Source organism: Saccharopolyspora hattusasensis (assembly GCF_050972075.1).
GTDB lineage: Bacteria > Actinomycetota > Actinomycetes > Mycobacteriales > Pseudonocardiaceae > Saccharopolyspora > Saccharopolyspora hattusasensis.
Genome location: NZ_JBPCDC010000001.1, coordinates 8,343,283 through 8,359,854 on the forward strand (window position 1 = coordinate 8,343,283; position 16,572 = coordinate 8,359,854).

19 protein-coding genes are annotated in these 16,572 nt (G+C 67.0%); 11 read left to right on the plus strand and 8 right to left on the minus strand.

Translation table 11 applies throughout. The features are described from left to right. Positions 1-115 precede the first annotated feature (115 nt). The 3 genes from ACRXBZ_RS39470 to ACRXBZ_RS39480 are packed head-to-tail and all read left to right on the plus strand — an operon-like array spanning position 116 to position 4,361. A complete protein-coding gene (locus tag ACRXBZ_RS39470) occupies positions 116-1,297 on the plus strand; it encodes a tyrosine-type recombinase/integrase (RefSeq protein ID WP_433883305.1) in 1,182 nt (393 codons plus the stop codon). Beyond that, positions 1,294-3,783: a tyrosine-type recombinase/integrase gene (locus tag ACRXBZ_RS39475; RefSeq protein ID WP_433882207.1), complete on the plus strand. Its 2,490-nt coding sequence runs from the start codon at positions 1,294-1,296 to the stop codon at positions 3,781-3,783. Before ACRXBZ_RS39470 ends, ACRXBZ_RS39475 begins: the two co-directional genes overlap by 4 nt. After that, the gene (locus ACRXBZ_RS39480; RefSeq protein ID WP_433882206.1) at positions 3,780-4,361 is read left to right on the plus strand and encodes a hypothetical protein; all 582 of its coding nucleotides are present in this window, start codon (positions 3,780-3,782) and stop codon (positions 4,359-4,361) included. Before ACRXBZ_RS39475 ends, ACRXBZ_RS39480 begins: the two co-directional genes overlap by 4 nt. A 54-nt stretch (positions 4,362-4,415) precedes the next feature. On the opposite strand, the gene ACRXBZ_RS39485 is transcribed toward ACRXBZ_RS39480, so the two are convergent. Beyond that, the gene (locus ACRXBZ_RS39485; protein WP_433883423.1) at positions 4,416-5,087 is read right to left on the minus strand and encodes a site-specific integrase; all 672 of its coding nucleotides are present in this window, start codon (positions 5,085-5,087) and stop codon (positions 4,416-4,418) included. A 133-nt stretch (positions 5,088-5,220) separates the two neighbouring features. Between ACRXBZ_RS39485 and ACRXBZ_RS39490 the strand changes: the two genes are divergently transcribed. From ACRXBZ_RS39490 to ACRXBZ_RS39500, 3 genes are all read left to right on the plus strand, one after another. After that, on the plus strand, positions 5,221-6,297 hold the full coding sequence (locus ACRXBZ_RS39490) for an ISL3 family transposase (RefSeq protein WP_433883424.1): 1,077 nt from the start codon (positions 5,221-5,223) through the stop codon (positions 6,295-6,297). 58 nt (positions 6,298-6,355) lie between these two features. Beyond that, positions 6,356-6,484 (plus strand): hypothetical protein, encoded by a 129-nt coding sequence (locus ACRXBZ_RS39495; RefSeq protein ID WP_433883425.1) that lies wholly within the window; start codon positions 6,356-6,358, stop codon positions 6,482-6,484. Between the two features lie 138 nt (positions 6,485-6,622). Next, entirely contained in the window at positions 6,623-6,880 is a 258-nt protein-coding gene (locus ACRXBZ_RS39500; protein WP_433883426.1) for a hypothetical protein, read from the plus strand. Positions 6,881-7,034: 154 nt separating this feature from the next. On the opposite strand, the gene ACRXBZ_RS39505 is transcribed toward ACRXBZ_RS39500, so the two are convergent. The 5 genes from ACRXBZ_RS39505 to ACRXBZ_RS39525 all read right to left on the minus strand — a co-directional run bounded on the left by ACRXBZ_RS39505 (position 7,035) and on the right by ACRXBZ_RS39525 (position 11,362). After that, complete coding sequence (locus tag ACRXBZ_RS39505) at positions 7,035-7,268, minus strand: hypothetical protein (protein ID WP_433883427.1); 234 nt, start codon at positions 7,266-7,268, stop codon at positions 7,035-7,037. Between the two features lie 355 nt (positions 7,269-7,623). After that, positions 7,624-8,451 carry a phosphate ABC transporter ATP-binding protein PstB gene (pstB, locus tag ACRXBZ_RS39510; RefSeq protein ID WP_433884109.1) on the minus strand — a complete coding sequence of 276 codons (828 nt, stop codon included), beginning with the start codon at positions 8,449-8,451 and terminating at the stop codon, positions 7,624-7,626. Positions 8,452-8,544: 93 nt separating this feature from the next. Then, entirely contained in the window at positions 8,545-9,438 is an 894-nt protein-coding gene (gene pstA / locus ACRXBZ_RS39515; RefSeq protein WP_433883428.1) for a phosphate ABC transporter permease PstA, read from the minus strand. Continuing rightward, a complete protein-coding gene (gene pstC / locus ACRXBZ_RS39520; protein ID WP_433883429.1) occupies positions 9,438-10,412 on the minus strand; it encodes a phosphate ABC transporter permease subunit PstC in 975 nt (324 codons plus the stop codon). Before pstC ends, pstA begins: the two co-directional genes overlap by 1 nt. After that, the gene (locus ACRXBZ_RS39525) at positions 10,412-11,362 is read right to left on the minus strand and encodes a PstS family phosphate ABC transporter substrate-binding protein (RefSeq protein WP_433883430.1); all 951 of its coding nucleotides are present in this window, start codon (positions 11,360-11,362) and stop codon (positions 10,412-10,414) included. Before ACRXBZ_RS39525 ends, pstC begins: the two co-directional genes overlap by 1 nt. A 333-nt stretch (positions 11,363-11,695) precedes the next feature. Between ACRXBZ_RS39525 and ACRXBZ_RS39530 the strand changes: the two genes are divergently transcribed. The 4 genes from ACRXBZ_RS39530 (at position 11,696) to ACRXBZ_RS39545 (ending at position 13,862) form a co-directional block, all read left to right on the plus strand. Continuing rightward, positions 11,696-12,343: an arsenate-mycothiol transferase ArsC gene (locus tag ACRXBZ_RS39530; protein ID WP_433883431.1), complete on the plus strand. Its 648-nt coding sequence runs from the start codon at positions 11,696-11,698 to the stop codon at positions 12,341-12,343. A 299-nt stretch (positions 12,344-12,642) separates the two neighbouring features. After that, positions 12,643-13,047 carry an FHA domain-containing protein gene (locus ACRXBZ_RS39535; RefSeq protein ID WP_433883432.1) on the plus strand — a complete coding sequence of 135 codons (405 nt, stop codon included), beginning with the start codon at positions 12,643-12,645 and terminating at the stop codon, positions 13,045-13,047. Between the two features lie 270 nt (positions 13,048-13,317). Next, entirely contained in the window at positions 13,318-13,617 is a 300-nt protein-coding gene (locus ACRXBZ_RS39540) for an NUDIX hydrolase (RefSeq protein ID WP_433883433.1), read from the plus strand. After that, positions 13,575-13,862 carry an NUDIX hydrolase gene (locus ACRXBZ_RS39545; protein ID WP_433884181.1) on the plus strand — a complete coding sequence of 96 codons (288 nt, stop codon included), beginning with the start codon at positions 13,575-13,577 and terminating at the stop codon, positions 13,860-13,862. The genes ACRXBZ_RS39540 and ACRXBZ_RS39545 overlap by 43 nt, the downstream gene beginning before the upstream one ends. Before the next feature lie 55 nt (positions 13,863-13,917). Here ACRXBZ_RS39545 and ACRXBZ_RS39550 read toward each other — a convergent pair whose 3' ends face one another. Continuing rightward, positions 13,918-14,142 carry a hypothetical protein gene (locus tag ACRXBZ_RS39550; protein WP_433883434.1) on the minus strand — a complete coding sequence of 75 codons (225 nt, stop codon included), beginning with the start codon at positions 14,140-14,142 and terminating at the stop codon, positions 13,918-13,920. Between the two features lie 1,487 nt (positions 14,143-15,629). Here ACRXBZ_RS39550 and ACRXBZ_RS39555 point away from each other — a divergent pair. Beyond that, positions 15,630-16,076: a DUF6292 family protein gene (locus tag ACRXBZ_RS39555; RefSeq protein WP_433883435.1), complete on the plus strand. Its 447-nt coding sequence runs from the start codon at positions 15,630-15,632 to the stop codon at positions 16,074-16,076. Between the two features lie 72 nt (positions 16,077-16,148). Here the strand turns inward: ACRXBZ_RS39555 and ACRXBZ_RS39560 are convergent, their stop codons facing one another. Next, on the minus strand, positions 16,149-16,538 hold the full coding sequence (locus ACRXBZ_RS39560) for a hypothetical protein (RefSeq protein ID WP_433883436.1): 390 nt from the start codon (positions 16,536-16,538) through the stop codon (positions 16,149-16,151). Positions 16,539-16,572: the final 34 nt, after the last annotated feature.

A 16,572-nucleotide genomic window follows, 5' to 3' on the forward strand; every position in this document is an offset into this window, starting at 1 on the left:
TGCATGATGTCGCCTGAACCGGGTGATCTTGCTGGTGGTGCGGCGGTTCTCCGTGGGTGTGGTGCTCGTGGCTGGTAGTCGTTCACGACACTGTCCACTTGAGAGTGAGAAACGCATGCGGGCATTCCGGGTGAGGTTGCCGTCCGGCCAGCAGTATTGGACGGTACTGGATGAGGATCTGCAGGTGGTGGCCGTCGCCGATGACTTTCTGCGGCAGCAGCGGTTCGGTCGCGACGGGGCGGAGTCCACGACGAAGGCGTATGCGCATGCGATCGCGTTGTTCCTGCGGTGGTGTGCCCGCACGGGGCGGTCCTGGCAGGCCGGTATCGAACACATGGCGTTGTTCATTACCTGGCTGGCTCATGCCGGGCCGGACACCTCGAGCGCTGAGGCCTCCGGTAGCGGTGGGGTGGTGTTCGCGGGTCCTGGCGCCGCGCTGGCGCGGTCCCCGTCACGGATCAACGCGATCCTGACCGCGGTGCGGGGCTTGGTGGTGCACGCGGTCGCCGCCGGGCAGGCCTCGGCTGGTTTGGTGTCGCTGCTCTATGAGGTGGCCGACGACCGTGATCTGCCGGAGGCCGCTCGGGATGCGGAGGGGCGGATGGCGTGGCGGCTGCGAGCGCGGCATCGGTTGCGGGAGCCGGAAACCACGATCGATCGGGTCAGTGACGCCGAGATTGTCGCGCTGTTGCGGGCGTGCCGCTCGGCGCGGGACCGGCTGATCGTGTTGTTGATGGCTCGGGCAGGGCTGCGCCGTGGGGAGGTGTGCGGGCTGCGCCGCAGCGATGTCCACTTGCTGATGGATTCGCGTGCACTGGGGTGCGAGGTGTCTCGGTCGCATCTGCACGTGGTGCGCAGGGAGGACAATCCGAACGGGGCGTGGGCGAAGTCCCGCCGTCAGCGGGCGGTGCCGCTGGATTTCCTTGTCGTGCAGGCATTCGACACCTACGAGTTCGAACGCATGAGGGTGCCGCAGGCCAGGAACAGTGACCATGTGTTTGTCAATCTGTTCCGTGGCCGGCTCGGCGCGCCGATGCGTCCGGACGCGGTCGGGGAGCTGATGGCGGCGGCCTCTCGCCGGGCGGGGCTCGACGGGCCGGTCCGCGCGCACCAGTTGCGGCATGCCGCCGGCAGCAATTTCGCGGATGCCGGCGCCGGGATCGATGTGGTCGCCGACGTGTTGGGGCACGCTGCGGTCTCCTCGTCGAGTGTGTACGTGCATCCTGACCCGTCCCGCCTGCGGGCTGCGGTGGACGCGGTGCCCAGCCCGCGCGAGCAGGCGGAGGTGGGTCGGTGAGCACCGTCGTGGCGCGCGCCGTCGCGGTCGCCGAGGATGCGCGTGAGTTCCCGCACGTGTTGGGTGGGGTCAAGTTGGACGGCCCGGCGGCGCGCCTGGCCTCGATGGTGGAGCGCGACTTCCTGGATGAGGCGGGGTGGGACCCGGCGATGCGGGTGTTGTCTCCACCCGCGGAGCATCGGCTGCTGGGTAGGCGGGTCTGCCGGGCGCAGGGGTGTGAGGGCACCGCCCACAGCAGGTTCCGCGTGGTGTGTCACCGCTGTTCCACCCGGTTGACCGGGCTGGGGATGAGCGCCGAGGAGATCGCTGCTGCTGCGCAGCTGCCGGGAGAGCCTGCGCGGGCGGAGCGTTGCGCGGTGCCGGGATGCCAGTGCGTGCCGACGATGCGGCATGCGGTGTTGTGCGAACCGCACGCCAAGAAGTTCCGTGTCCGGCGGCCGCGGAGGTCGCTGGAGGAGTTCCTGGCTGATCCGCGGGTGCGACCTTTCCCGCCGATGCGGCCGTGCCAGGTGGCGGCGTGCACCCGGGCGGCGGACGGCGCGTGCGGCTACTGCAATACCCACTATCAGCGCTGGCGCGCGGCCCAGGGAAGCGACCCCGAGCTGGATCAGCGGGAGTGGCAGGCCATCGAATCGGGTGTGGCCGAGCCTGGGCAGGTGAACCTGCGAGCGCTGCCGGTTCGGGTGGCCGTGGAGGTGCTGTTCGGCATCCAGCAGCGTGTCCGTGGCGGGGCGCAGATCCCGCAGGTGAGTTTGCGGGTGCTCTGTGACACGCTGCGCCGTCAACAGGTCGGCTCGATCGAGGACGGTGAGGTTGTCCGCGATAAGCCGGTTCGGGTGTTGCTCACCGCGCTGACCCAGCATGTTCGTCGCGCGCTGGCTGACCCCGGTGTCGAGCAGGGCAAGGATGTCTGGGATTTGGCGATCTTCGGTCACCGCGGAACCCTGTCGTTCCTCGGGATCGGGCAGCCGTGGCTGCGCCGGTCCGTCAAGCGGTGGGCGGCCGAGCAACTGCCCCGCCACCGTGGCCGCGGCGCCGCCCGGGTCCGCAGCAAGGTCAACGCGCTGGGGCTGCTCTCGGAGTATCTCGGCTGCCGATCGGACCGTGGGGGCGATCCTGCCGCGCTGGGCCGCCGGGACGTCGAGGGATTCCTCAATCGGCTGGCCTACCTGGAATCCAGCGATCAGATCAGCCGCTACCGCCGGAACTGCCTCTGCCGCGACGTGCGGGCGGTCCTGGCCGGGATCCGCGCCCTGGGCCTGACCCGGCCCGGTCAGCCCGCGGCGGGGCTGCCCGGCGATTTCGCCCTCGGGCGTAGTGACATCCCGGCCGAACCCGAGCGCGGTGAGCCCGGCCGGGACCTGCCGCCGGAGATCATGGCCACGTTGTGCGCCAACCTCGCCACCCTCGAGCCCGTCGATGTCAGGGTTGCCGCCCAGCTCGGTATCGACACCGGACGCAGGCCCGAAGACATCCTCGGCCTGCCGCTGGACTGCCTGGACCGCGACAAGGACGGTGGCCCCGTATTGGTCTATGACAACCACAAGGCCGACCGGCTGGGCCGGCGTCTGCCGATCAGCCAGGCCACCGCCGCGGTGATCACCGAGCAGCAAGACCGGGTTCGGGCCCGCTTCCCCGCTATCCCACCGGCCCGGCTGGTACTGCTGCCCTCACCACGCCGTAATCCCGACGGGCGCAAGGCGATCAGCATCGACATGCTGGACAACCGCCACCGCGAATGGGTTGATGCGCTGCCGATGCTGCGCACCCGCGAGGGCGCCGAGTTCGACAAGACCAAGATCACCCCATATGCCTGGCGGCATTCTTATGCCCAGCGCCATGCCGATGCAGGGGTGCCGATCGACGTGCTGGCTGAGCTACTTGATCACCGGGACTGGGGCGCGACTCGGCGCTACTACCGCATCGGGGAAGATCGGCGCCGCGCCGCCGTTGACGCGGTCACCGCGCTCAGCTTCGACCGGCACGGCAACCGGATCTGGCGTGACGCGCAGTCCTTTTTGGACTCTGAACATGCTCGCTACGCGATCGGGGAAGTTGCCGTGCCCTACGGCACCTGCAGCGAACCATCCAACGTGCAGGCCGGGGGCGGAGCCTGCCCGGTGCGCTTCCGATGTGTTGGCTGTTCCCACTTCCGGACAACGGTTGCGCACCTGCCCGACCTACAGGCCTACCTCGACGACCTGCTGCACACCCGTGAGCGGCTGGCCGCCACCGTCGACGGGGTCGACGAGTGGGCCCGCCTCGACGCCACCCCCACGCAAGAGGAAATCACCCGGATCCGGCAGCTGATCAACCGCATCAACGGTGACCTCGCCGACCTGGACCAGACCGAGCAAGCCCGCATCCACGACGCGGTCGCGGTGGTGCGCCGTCACCGCGCCGCGCACGCCGTTGCCCTCGGCATGCCCACCGCCCGGACCGCCGCAGTCCCGGCGCCGGCTACCACCGCGGAGGCCACCGCATGACCGCCACGACGAGCCAGCCAGTCAACACCATGCCGGCAAGCAGGAGAACCCAAGCGATGCGCGACGGTCGTCACGCCGACACCGCACGTCGTCGACAACGCGTCCTGGCCGCCCTCGACCGCGCCGTCGCCGAGGGCTCCGAGCTCGGCGCATCCGCCATCGCCCGCGCCGCGGGCGTCGATCGCAGTTTTCTCTACCGACACCGTGACCTGCTGGAGAAGATCCACGCCGCCGACGCCGAGCCACCTGCCACCGACGAGGGCACCGGGCCAGCGGTCACCCGGGCCTCGCTGCAAGCCGATCTGCTCGCCGCGCACGAACGCGCCGCCCGCCTCAACACACGAGTTCAACACCTCGAGAAGCGGCTCTCCGAGGCCCTCGGGGAGCAGGCCTGGCGCGAATCCGGACTCGGCACCCCAACCGACATCGACGCCCTCCACCAGCAGATCACCCACCTCGAACAACAGGTCGTCGACCTACGCCTGCAACTCGCCGAACGCGACGAGGACCTCGAAGCCGCCCGCGCCGCCAACCGCGAACTCATGACCCGCCTCAACGCCCCCAACACCAACAGGTGAACAACCCCAGCAGCCACTTGCACCACACCTGTCGCACCAATAACATCATCACCATCAGCCTCTGAGCTGCGCAAACGCGAGGAAACGACCTCCACCACAGGGCGGACCCGCGGAGAACAGCCCGACGCGGGCCAGCAACAGCACGATCAGCCGGTCGCGAGCCGATCGGCACGCCAAGAGCAAGGCGACGATCTCCTCGTCGCTGGCACGGTCCACCGCGGTGTCCGGTTCGCTCAGCCGGTGCCGGGCACGCAACCGGTGGGACAGCCCGCCGTCCTCGCCCTGCGCCTCCAGAGGCAGATCACGGGCGTCAGCCAGCTCGTAGATCTGCCCGAGGACGCACTGCGGAACCTCCTTGTTGGCCACCGCGAACGACAAGAAGCCCCGTACGGCCACCAGCACCCGGTTGATCCGCCCCTCGCTGCGCGCTGGCATGGCGCCAGGGCCCAGCACGACTCGGTCATCGCCGGCCGGGGTGTACTTCAGCCACGTCATGAACAGGCCCATATCGGCCGCGGCCGTCCGCCAGTCCCGGCCAGTCTTTGCGCACCAACGGGCGAACAACGCCACGCCACCCGCGTACGCCTTCGTCGTGGACTCGGCCCGATCCCGGCCAAACCGCAACTCCCGCAGGAACCGGTCGGCGACTGGCATCACCTCCAACTCCTCGTCAAGCACCGTCCAATACCGGCCACCCGAGGGCATCTGCACTGGAAACACACGCACTGGCTACCCCTGCTCGTTCTTGATCGGCAACAAGGAGCCACAGAGCTACACCCCGAGAGAACCGTCGCAGGACGCGCCACGCGGGCGATCAACGCAACGTCACACCACAGACTGAAGAACCCGAGAGAACGATGTGCTGGAGGGTCGGGAGGCCGACACCCTCGCCGAGTGGCTCAAGAAGCATCCCGAGGTCCAGGTGATTACACGCGATAGGTCCGGAGCCTATGCCGAGGGCGCTTCCCGCGGTGCGCCTCAGGCGGTGCAATGCGCGGACCGGTGGCATCTGTGGAAGAACCTGGGCGAGGCAGTGGAGAAGACCGTGCTCGGGCACCGCGGCTGCCTAACCGAGCCCGCCGTCGACGATGTACGCGGCGAAGGCGACACCGTTGCCGACGGCGCGGCCGAGGTGTCGCCGAGCCCGACACCGGTCGCAGAGCCAGCCGTCTCTGGCGAGGCCGCCGAATCCGGCCTGGCGGCGCGGATCCGCCAGCGGTACGCAGCCGTGCAATCTTTACGTGCCCAGGGCAAGGGCATCCGTGCGGTGGCACGCGAGCTCGACCTCGACCGCAAGACCGCGCGCCGATACTTCCAGGCCGGCAGCGTCGAAGAACTCGTCTCCAAGACCGCCTCCCGTTCATCCTTATTGGACGAATACAAGCCCTACCTGCACCAGCGGTTTAACGACGGCTGCGCCAACGTCTCCCAGTTGGTCCGCGAGATCCGCGAGCAGGGCTACGGTGGCAGCGCTCAGACCGTCTATCGCTACCTGCGTCCCTTCCGCTCCACCGGCAAAGCCCCCGAGTCTGCGCCGAGGCCGCCGAAGATCCGGGAGGTCGTCGGCTGGATCATGCGCGACCCCGACAACCTCCCGGACGACGACGGGCAACGACTCAAGGCCGTCCTGGCCCGCTGCCCCGAGTTGGAGGCCACCCGCCGCCACGTCGGCGCGTTCGCCAGCATGATCCGCGACCTGCGCGGCGATCTGCTGCCCGACTGGATGGACCGCGTCCGCGCTGACAACCTGCCCGCTCTACGCTCGTTCGTCAACGGCCTCCGCCAAGATCTGGCCGCGGTCACCGCCGGGCTCACCCTCACCTGGAGCAACGGCCCAACGGAAGGGGCCGTGAACAGGGCGAAATACCTGAAAAGGCAGTCCTTCGGGCGGGCCAAACTGGACCTACTACGCAAGCGCATCCTGCTCACGACATGATCCCCAAGATCCGGCCACCAAAAAGTTGATCACGCAAATTGCGACAGAGCCCTTCCTCGTGGCAAATGACACGCTGAGCAGCAGGGAGATCTGGCTGAAAGTGATGGAGGACTTCCACGCGCCAGACGACCTCGCCTCGCTCAGCGCACAACAGGCGGGTTCGGTCGCGGAAGCGTTCGTGCCCTAATTGCTTACGATCGCCGCCGATCACGGCGGTTGCGACCTCGTGGTTGATCTACGGCCAGGATCCCGTCGGGGATGCGTTCGCGCGTACGACAAGGTAAGGGCTGGTGATGCGGAGCCGCTATGGGAGAGCGTGATAGCCATGCTTGGCGATGTCGCCAGCGCGCTGGAGAACGGCACGATCGCTTGTCTCGACCACGACGCGGCGATGCGCGCACGGGGTTTCGACACCGCGGGCGGCTACGTGGCGGTAGTCGAGGACGGCCACCTGAGCTGGGAGCCACCTGAGGGCTGGGTAGGACCAGCACTGACTCCGGCGCTCTGGCTGCCTCGGCTCAGGTCCAGCAACAAGGGAAACGGCCGCCGGAGACGGGACGCCGAAGGGCAATCGCCGCCCTGATCACAGTCATGTGCCTGGCCTTGCTGCTTTGGCTGATCAGGCCAGCTGTGTGGTCGCGATCAACCCAGACGCACTTTCTGCGCTGGTAACCCGGCCATCGTCGAGGGGCGGGCACCTGTCTGACAGCTGAACGAGCAGGGAAGGTACTCCGCTGTTAGGAGGCGAGCGACTTTGGCTCGTCTGGGACCAGGAAGCGGGAGGCGGAGGGCCGCAACGGGCCGTCTTTGCGGCGGAGGTATTCCAGCGCGGCAAGGTATTCGTCGGCGACGCGGTAGCAGCTCCAGGTGCCTTTGCGTTCGCGTTGGAGGATTCCGGCGTTGACGAGGATCTTGAGGCGCTTAGGGAGGGCTGGGGCATGTCGAACTGGTCTGCGAGGTCCCGGATGCATGTCTCGCCCTCGGCGGAGGTGGCGACCAGGGAGACCAGGGAGACCAGCTGCAGGCGTACGGGGTCGCCGAGGGCTTTGAACAGCCGGGCTGCTGCGGTGGCCGTGTCTTCGGCGACGTCCGATCCGCCTGCCAGCAGGGCTGGACGGCCGGTTCGGCGGTCAGGCGAGCGGACTTGGTCATCACAGGTCCATCCTCGTCACGCATGATGAACGGAAGATGAACTTGTGTTGGGCTGTCCACAGCCGGTAGCCCATCCCGCGGACGGCGTTGATCCACTGCGGTCGGCGGTGGGTGTCGCTGAAGGGTGCCTTGCCTGGCGCGGGCGTGGCCCATGGGAGGCGGGCGCTGCGGCCATCAGCCGAACTTTCCGGTGATGTAGGCCTCGGTGCGGGTGTCGGAGGGGTTGCCGAAGATCTTCTCGGTGGTGTCGTACTCGACCAGCCGGCCGGTGCGGTCGCCGTGCTCGTCGGCTTCGGCGGTGAAGAACGCGGTGCGTTGGGAGACGCGGCCGGCCTGTTGCATGTTGTGGGTGACGATGATGATCGTGAAGTGGTCCGCGAGGTCGTTCATCAGGTCTTCGATCTTGGCGGTGGCGATGGGGTCCAGTGCCGAGCAGGGCTCGTCCATCAGGATCACCTCGGGTGAGGTGGCGATGGCGCGGGCGATGCACAGGCGTTGCTGCTGTCCGCCGGAGAGGCTGAAGGCGTTGTTCTTGAGCTTGTCCTTGACCTCGTCCCACAACGCCGCGCGGCGCAGTGCCTCTTCCACTACGTCGTCCATGTTGGACGATTTCATGCCGGTGACGCGGGGGCCGTAGGCGATGTTGTCGTAGATGGACTTGGGGAAGGGGTTGGGCTTCTGGAAGACCATGCCGATGCGGCGGCGCAGTTCGATCACGTCGACCTGCGCGCCGTAGATGTCCACCCCGTGGTAGGCGACGGTGCCTTCCACCTGGGCTTCCGGGATGAGGTCGTTCATCCGGTTGAGGCAGCGCAGCACGGTGGATTTTCCGCATCCGGAGGGGCCGATCAGTGCGCTGATCTCCTTGCTGCCGAAGCGGAGGTTCACATCCGCGACGGCCAGGAAGCCGTGGTAGCGGACGCCCAGGTTCTGGACGGTGATGACGCCGTCCGGGGCGGTGGCCGGGGTCTCCAAGGACCTGTGGTGATCCAGTTCCGTCATCAGTCGCCGGGTTTGGTCGCGCCGGTCCTCGGGTGAGGACTGCGGGTTCGCGGTGCGTTCCGGTCGAGTCATGGGATGGTTTCCTCCGGTCCTTCACCAGCGCTGGAAGTAACGGTTGCGCAGCCAGATCGCCAGTGCGTTCATGACCACGAGGATGATCATCAGCAGCAGGATCGCCGCCCACGCCAACTCCCGGAACTCGATTTGGGGCAGGCTGACCAGATTGAAGATCTGGACCGGCATCACGGTGTAGCGGTCCAGGACGTTGTCTGGGTTGAACGTCACGAACGTGGTGGCGCCGACCAGGATCAGCGGCGCCGCCTCGCCGATGGCTCGCGAGAGCGCGAGGATCGACCCGGTGGCGATCCCGGGAATCGCCGCGGGCAGCACCTGGCGCCAGGTGGTTTGCAGCGGGGTGGCGCCCAGCGCCAAGGATCCTTCGCGGATCTCCTGCGGCACCGCGCGCAGCGCCTCGCGGGTGGTGATGATGATGACCGGCAGGATCAGCAACGCCAATGCGACCGACCCGGCCAGGGCCACGGCCCCGATGGAGATCGGGCCGCGCACCACGAAGGCGAGCGTGAGGATGCCGTAGATGACCGTGGGAACGGCCACCAGGTTCTGGATGTTCAGCTCGATCAACCGGTTCCACCAGCGGGTGGCGTCGGCGTACTCCTCCAGGTAGACCGCGGCGGCGATGCCCAGTGGCAGCGCGATGAGCGCGGTCATGCCGATCACGATCAGCGTCCCGAAGATGGCCGACTGCACCCCGGCACCTGCGGGGTTGATCTTCGAGGGTTGCTGCGTGACCAGGTCCAGGTCGAACCGTGCCAGCCCCTTTTGCACAATGGTGGCCAGTACGAGGAACAGGAACACGCACACCAGGGCCAGGCAAGCCCACAACGCGAAGGCGAACGCCGCCGAGCGCAGGTCGCTGCGGCGGCCGCCGACCAAGGCGTGTTCTGTAGGCAGCGTTGTCGCGGTCATCAGTACGCCTGCCTGTACTTGCGGACCATCCGGATGCTGATCATGTTGACCACCAAGGTGATGAAGAACAGCAGCGCGCCGACGGCGAACAGCGAGTAGTACACCGGGCTGCCCTGCGGGGCGTCGCCACTGGCGACCTGGGCGATGAAGCCGGTCATCGTCTGCGCGCCCACGGCCGGATCGAGGGTGAACGTCGGCCGGTTGCCGGCGGCGATCGCCACGATCATCGTTTCGCCCACCGCGCGGGAGATGCCGAGAACGATGGCCGCGACGATCCCGGAAATCGCGGCCGGGAACACCACGCGCACCGTGGTCTTCATGCGATTGGCTCCGAGGGCGTAGGAGCCCTGCCGCAGTGCCTGCGGGACCGCCGACATGGCGTCCTCGCTCAGGGACGCGATGGTGGGCACGATCATGAAGCCCATCACCAAGCCCGGCGAGAGGTTGTTGAACAGCTCCACGCCGAGCAGCGTCTGCAGGTAGGGCGTGACGATGGTCAGGGCGAAGAATCCGTAGACCACGGTCGGCACCCCGGCCAGGATTTCCAGCAGCGGCTTGACGATGCGCCGAACCCGGTCGCCCGAGTACTCCGACAGCACTACAGCCGCGCCCAGGCCGAGCGGCACGGCGACCAGTAGCGCGATCACCGTGGTCGACAGGGTTCCCACGATCAGTGGCAGCACGCCCCAGGCTTTGTCGTCCCAGTCGAACTTTCCGCCGAACCCGGCCGTCCACGACGTGCCGGTCAGGAACTCACCGACGCCGACATGGCTGAAAAACGTGCCCAACGGCGCCAGCAGGGAGACGACGATCCCGGCCGTGACCACCACCGACAGAAACGCGGAGCCCGCCAGGATCGCCATGACGATGTGCTCGTTCCACCGGCGGCGGCGCGCCACCAAGCCGACCGCCGCCGCAGGCCCGAGGTCCCGGGCTCCCCGCGGGGCACCCGGGGCGGTCGTGCCGCGTGCCATCAGTTACCGGCTTTCGCCTTCAGCTGCTGGAGCTCGCCCTGGGACTCGCCCTTCTGCTGCTCGGTCAGCGGGATGAACTTCGCGGCCTCCACGATCTTCTGGTTCTGCTGCAGGTAGAACTCCGCGAAGCTCGCCACCTGCGGCTTCTTCACGCCAGCGTCCGAGGCGTAGATGAACAGCGGACGCGACAGGGGCTTGTAGGTGCCGTTCTGCGCGGTCTCCGGCGACGGCGCAACGCAACCGCCGCCGCTATCGACCTTGACCGCCTTGAGCTTGTCGGCGTTGGCCTCCAGGTAGGAGTAGCCGAAGTAGCCGAGCCCGCCCTTGGAACTGGCCACACCCTGCACCGTGACGTTGTCGTCTTCGGAGGGATTGTAGTCGGTCCGGCTCTCGCCTTCCTTACCGTTGATGGCCTCGGTGAAGTAGTCGAAGGTGCCCGAGTCCGAGCCCGCGCCGAACAGCGCCAGCGGCTCGTTCGGGAATTTCGGATCGACCTGGTTCCAGGTCTTCACCTGGGAGCCCGGCTCCCAGATCTTCTTGAGCTGGCCCACCGTCAGGCACTCGGCCCAGGTGTTGTCCTTGTTCACCACGACGCTCAAGGCGTCGTTGGCCACGTGCAACTCGGTGTACTGGATGTTGTGCTGCTGACAGATCTGAGCCTCCTTATCCTTGATCGGACGCGAGGCATCGGAGATATCGGTCTCGCCGGCGCAGAACTTCTCAAACCCCCCACCAGTACCGGAGGTCCCAACGGTCACGTTCACCTCGGGGTGCTCCGACATGTACAGCTCCGCTGCCGCCGACGACAGCGGTTCGACCGTGCTGGACCCGTCGATGACCACGGGGCCCGACACCCCGCCGCCTCCTCCAGGACTCCCGCACGCACCCAGCATCAGCAACGCGGCAGCGAACGCGGCACCGCGCGCTACCTTCACCTGACGGATCGTCACAGCTTGTCCTTTTGCGGTCGGTCCACTCGATCCCGACGATCGATCCCCGCCATTCGCGTGACGCCTGTATTGAAGGTTCTCAATCCAAACTCCAGATGAACAGAAGCTGTACAGCTAGGGTTGGATTGAAAAATCCCGATCCAAGACGTGAGCGGAGGCCGTTGCGTGCGCAGCGTGTCTGTCAGGCGGGGCTCGTGGTGTCAATGTTGTTGTGTCGCAGTAGGTTTCTCCTGGATTGACAAATATCCATCCAGCGGCTGTGATGCCTCCGTGAGGAGTGCCGCTTCGCTCCACTGTCGCAGTTCTGCAGTTCCACGCCAGTCGGGGGATGACATGTCCGGGACTCAAGCCGAGGGGCGCGCCCGCCGCATCGACCACCAGCTCGAAGAACTCACCGCCGAACTGGCGGAGCGCTTCCACGGAGTGTTCAGCGAACAAACGGTCTACCGGTTCGTGCTCGAGACCTACGGGATGTTCCGGCAGCAAGCTACAGTGGACATTCACTTGGTGAGCCTCACGGCGCACTTCGCTCGGCAGCGCCTCACCGACTACGGACGTGCTCAGGGATTGACCCACATCACCGCGCCGCAGGTGCTGTTCGTCTGCGTGCACAACATCGGGCGTTCGCAGATGGCCGGTGCGTTGCTGGAATACCACGCTTTCGGCAGGGTCATGATCCGCTCGGCCGGGTCGCAGCCCGCCGGGAGTATTCCGGCGACGGTGGTGCAGGCTTTGGAGGAATGCGGCATCTCGTTGACGAAGGCCTATCCCAAGCCGCTGACCGATGAGGTCGTGCGGGCCGCCGACGTGGTCGTCACGATGGGCTGCGGTGATTCGTGCCCGGTGTTACCTGGGCGCCGTTACCTGGACTGGGATGTCGAGGATCCCGTCGACCGGCCGATCGAGGACGTCCGGCGCATCAGGGACGACTTGGAGCGGCGGGTGCTCGGCTTGCTCAGCGAGCTGTGGGATGACCAGTAGATCGTTACTCGTCGGTCTTCATGTCGGAAACGGTGGGCTTGGCGGTCCGGCTGGCGCCGACGAGGGTCGCCGATGGATGCCAAGACGGAGTCCACCTGATGAACGCGGCGTTTCGCAGACCCGAACTCCTAATGTTTTCTCAGCTCTGCCCCAAGGGTTTCTGAGTTGTGAGGAATAGCTTGCGAAGTGAGCCGGGCAAGGAAACCTCCTCGCAGGCGAGCAGCAACAGCCTCGCCCTGCCCCGCGGAGGCCGGGCTCCGACGGGACCCCGACCCCGCACGTTTCGTCAGGAGACCGTCATGAACGAGGCCCAGCACAACCGGCCCAGCACTGGGGACGACCGGACCCGCCCCGCCGTGCCGGTACCGGACGCCCCGCTGGCACCTGCGCCGACCAGTGGGGCGTTGACTTCCGGGGCCGCGCGGCTGATCCTCAGCCGCGGGCCGCAGGCCGGGACCGTCATCCCGGTCGCAACACCGTCGACCACCGTGGGCCGCAGCAGTGCGTGCGACGTCGTGCTCGATTCGCCCACAGTGTCGCGCTGCCACGCCGAAATCCGCCACGACGGCCGCGGCTACACGATCGTCGACAACGGCTCGCTGAACGGCACCTACCTCAACCGCCGACCGGTCGACCGGGCACCACTGACCACCGGCGACGAGATCTGGATCGGCACGTTCCGCTTCACCTTCCACGCTCCGTAACGCCGCTTTCCAGCGAGGAGCGAAGGGCGCTACTAGAGCTAGAGGAATGATCTGAGCGCCGGAAACCCAAGGGTGCGAGCGTGTCCGAAACACGTGCGCCACTGAGACCGTGCTGACTTGACAGCGAGATACGCACGCCGTCGGCGCATCAGTGCCGTGACGTGGCTGTCGCTGCTGCGGTTGAGTCACAGCCGTCGGTGCGTAGTTGGGGCGGGCGACCTCCCAAGGGGGCGCCCACCCCCGGACAACAGATCTTGTGCTGATCAGCGAATGATCTTCGGGCGGCAGCACTCGTGCCTTTCGGCGGGCCTGGCACCTGCTGGGCTGCCTACGCTTGTCGGTGTGCCGCGGCAATCGGCGTACTACCACGATCCGAACGCCCCCGTGGCCAACTCGCTGGCTCCCACCTCGTTCGCGGTGGTTCGTGATGCTCGTGGTCGGGTCTTGCTGTTGGAGCGCATCGATACCCGGAACTGGGAGCTGCCGGGCGGGAAGGTGAACGTCGGCGAGTCGGCACTGGATGCGTGGTGCGTGAGGTGGAGGAGGAAGCCGGCATTCTCATCACCGTGACCGGGTTAGCCGGCGTCTATACCGGCCCTGGGCACGTCATGGTGTACTCCAGCGGTCAGATGCGCCAGCATTTCGCTGTGTGCTTGCACGCCAAGCCGCTGCGGGGCGAACCGCGCCCGGATCACGAAGAACGATCAACGCCGCGTGGTGGAACCGAAGCCCTGGACGCACTCCCGATCCACCCGAGCATGACCCTCCGCCTGATGCAGGCGGTGAAACAGCCTGCACAGATCCATCTGGCCTGAGCGCCGTCGCGGCGTGCTAGCCGACTCATCCGCTCCGGAACCGTCGGCCACCCGATTACTCCGAGGCCGTGCTGCCGGCACGCTGTGCGACCACGACACCCACGCTGATCGCCGCCGCCACTGGCCAGTCGATCACCGAGAACGCGGCCAGTGCTCCCAGACCACCGTAGAAGGCAATCATCTGGGCGGACGGGAGATAGCCTCGAACGGTCTCGACGGTGCTAGTAAGATCATCGCGAGTGGGGATGTAGTGATCGGGGCGGTGGAACTCGGCGGTCACACCGGGGAGACTCACCGTCGTCCCCCCAGCACCCGATGGCGTCCCCCCAGCGCCCGATGCCGTCACCTCAGTACCCGCTGGCTTCCGCTGCTTAGTAGCCATGGCTCCTCCTCAGGACAGACTCCATGCCACATGATCAGCCGTGCACAGGTTGAAATCACCCGAACCGGACCATTCGAACAGCACGATTTTACCCTTGGATGCGAGGAAAGCGCCCGCCCCGAGACGTTTGGGCTAGGGCTCGTTGCCGCAGCTGATCCCTTCAAGCGTGGTGTTTCAACACCGTTGATGCGCGCGGTGCGCCCGGCAGCCCCGGCCACCCGAACGCGGTAAAGGCCCCCCGCATCGACGACGTGCCCCGCCGCGATAGCCATTCACCGGCCGGCATTGAAGCCCGAAGGTGCGAGGCGCTGGGGCTGCATCGCCCAAGCCGGCGGCGTGGAGTCGGAGAGGGAGCTCGCTCTTGCCGGGCTGCATCAGGTGTGCGCGCCGATGCTCGACCGGCTGGGGCTTGCCGGGTCCGCAACGGGGTGTGCTGCGGGGCGCGGGTCGTGTTCGGATTGCGGGAAGGAGGCTCCCCGATCGTTCCTGGCAGTCAAAGTCAGTCGCGCGTGGCAGCCCGGTCCGTTTCGGAGTTTCGGTGGCGACGTCATTGGTTTGAATGTGCAGCTGGCCGCCTGCTACGGCCGGGGCGCGGTCGTGTACGGCCGACTGACCATGAGAGCCCCCGCGTGGGCAGGGTCGGCCCTGAGGTACGACCACCACGGCGCCGACCGTGTCCCCAGGACGCTTGACGCGAACTGCGTCTTACTTCGATCGGGGCATTGCAGGACAGGACCACCCCGTCGGGCGATAAGATCCTGCTGCGCTGCGGCAACGCCGATCACCCGGCCGCTGACGTGTGTCGGCGGCGACGGCCGGCGAGGCCCGGATCTTCCGCAGCACAACGCTCGGTGGACGATTGATTTGAGCAGATCAGCGGCCTGTGTAGCGGCAGCGGTGCCGCCGCGCCCTGCTCGGGAACCCTCCGCACGAGCCAGGCCGTCTCCTGGTTGGGGCCGCGCGAGGGCCCACGGTTGCCCAGGCCGCACACGGGCCACGGGCATACCTTGTGCCAGAGTGATCGCGGTCCTCCCCCCGAAACAGCCGCGGCGCCGCGATCGCCCGCCGTGGCCTGCTTCTTCGGCCCCGGAGACCCTCCGAAGAAGCAGGCCACCTCATCCATCACACAGCATGCGAACGGTGACTTCGGTTCGCACGGTGAGCACGAATCGTTCCGCGGAACTCCAGATACATTGGTCGAGGAACGCCACGACCGTCCCCTGGCAGCCCAGAACCGCCACCTTGCCCTCCTCGTGCTCCAGGACCTCGAAACGCGCTTCCTCGGGTCCCTGGGCCCGTTCACTGCTGATCTCCGCCCGGTCTGTGGGCCGCCCAATCGTGTTCGATGTGGCAGTCGGCAAGACGGGTCGTGACGCGGTATGCCAGTGACGTGGATATTGGTCAAAGTGGATATCGATCCTGCCGGATCTGTGGCGACAGCCGTCATGGACTACGTTCACGCGGTCGCCCGCGGCGTGGGGGTGTGCACAGACGGCAATGCGGACACCGTTGAGGTCGAGTTTGATCTGTTGACCTCTGCGTACGTCGCGTTGCCTTTTCGTGCCCCTAACTTCCCCGCTTACGATCTCGCGCTGGTGTGGGATGAGGAAAGTGGTTGGGCCGTGGCGATCGAATCAGACCCGAACTACCCGCCGATTGCCATTGTCTACCAAGGCGGGCAAGTGCTGCCTGCCCCCGCAGCCGTGGTCGCTTTCGTCGACGATCTACGTGCTGGCCGACAGCCGGGACAGCCGAACCGTCCGGTGTTTCGCCGTGGCAGCGACGACGATGACCTCCGTGCCCGGCTGACTGACTACCGCCGGTGCCCCTAAACTAAAAGAGGGCCGAACAGTCAGTGGTGGCTGCGGCAGGCTGGAGTGTTGGTGCCACCCAGGAATGCCCACTCACGGTTGCCTTACCCCGCCGGGCCGCTTCGCAGGTATGGCCGCGAACGGCGCGGCGTCCTCGTACTCGGCGTCGCTCATGGCGGGGTCAGCGGTGTCTGACGGTGGCCGCTGATCGCGGTCCGGGTACGGGATCTCCTCGCTGTCTCGGCGACATGCGCGCTCACAGCCCACAGGCCGGATCCCGTCGGGCCCCAATGCTCCCAGCCCATGACGGCCATGCCGGAGCGGTGTTTGCATCTTTTGGCCACGCGTGCGCCAGCCGGTAATGGCCAGCGGCATGTGCTTGAACGTCACCGAGGCCGTGTCGCCCGGGACGATCAGGTAGCACGTGGTGAGGTTCGTCTTGGCCGTCCCGTCGAGCCCGCCGAACGCGCCGCGGCCAGCCAACCGCGCTGACCTCGACGCTCGAGGGCTATGCCGT

What these genes read in the sequence shown, in the direction of transcription:
- ACRXBZ_RS39505 (WP_433883427.1), bottom strand. Translation starts at nt 7,268, where the DNA reads ATGCATCCGGGACCTCGCAGACCAGTTCGACATGCCCCAGCCCTCCCT.
- ACRXBZ_RS39480 (WP_433882206.1), top strand. Translation starts at nt 3,780, where the DNA reads ATGACCGCCACGACGAGCCAGCCAGTCAACACCATGCCGGCAAGCAGG.
- ACRXBZ_RS39530 (WP_433883431.1), top strand. Translation starts at nt 11,696, where the DNA reads ATGTCCGGGACTCAAGCCGAGGGGCGCGCCCGCCGCATCGACCACCAG.
- pstB (WP_433884109.1), bottom strand. Translation starts at nt 8,451, where the DNA reads ATGACGGAACTGGATCACCACAGGTCCTTGGAGACCCCGGCCACCGCC.
- pstC (WP_433883429.1), bottom strand. Translation starts at nt 10,412, where the DNA reads ATGGCACGCGGCACGACCGCCCCGGGTGCCCCGCGGGGAGCCCGGGAC.
- ACRXBZ_RS39535 (WP_433883432.1), top strand. Translation starts at nt 12,643, where the DNA reads ATGAACGAGGCCCAGCACAACCGGCCCAGCACTGGGGACGACCGGACC.
- ACRXBZ_RS39540 (WP_433883433.1), top strand. Translation starts at nt 13,318, where the DNA reads ATGATCTTCGGGCGGCAGCACTCGTGCCTTTCGGCGGGCCTGGCACCT.
- ACRXBZ_RS39470 (WP_433883305.1), top strand. Translation starts at nt 116, where the DNA reads ATGCGGGCATTCCGGGTGAGGTTGCCGTCCGGCCAGCAGTATTGGACG.
- pstA (WP_433883428.1), bottom strand. Translation starts at nt 9,438, where the DNA reads ATGACCGCGACAACGCTGCCTACAGAACACGCCTTGGTCGGCGGCCGC.
- ACRXBZ_RS39500 (WP_433883426.1), top strand. Translation starts at nt 6,623, where the DNA reads ATGCTTGGCGATGTCGCCAGCGCGCTGGAGAACGGCACGATCGCTTGT.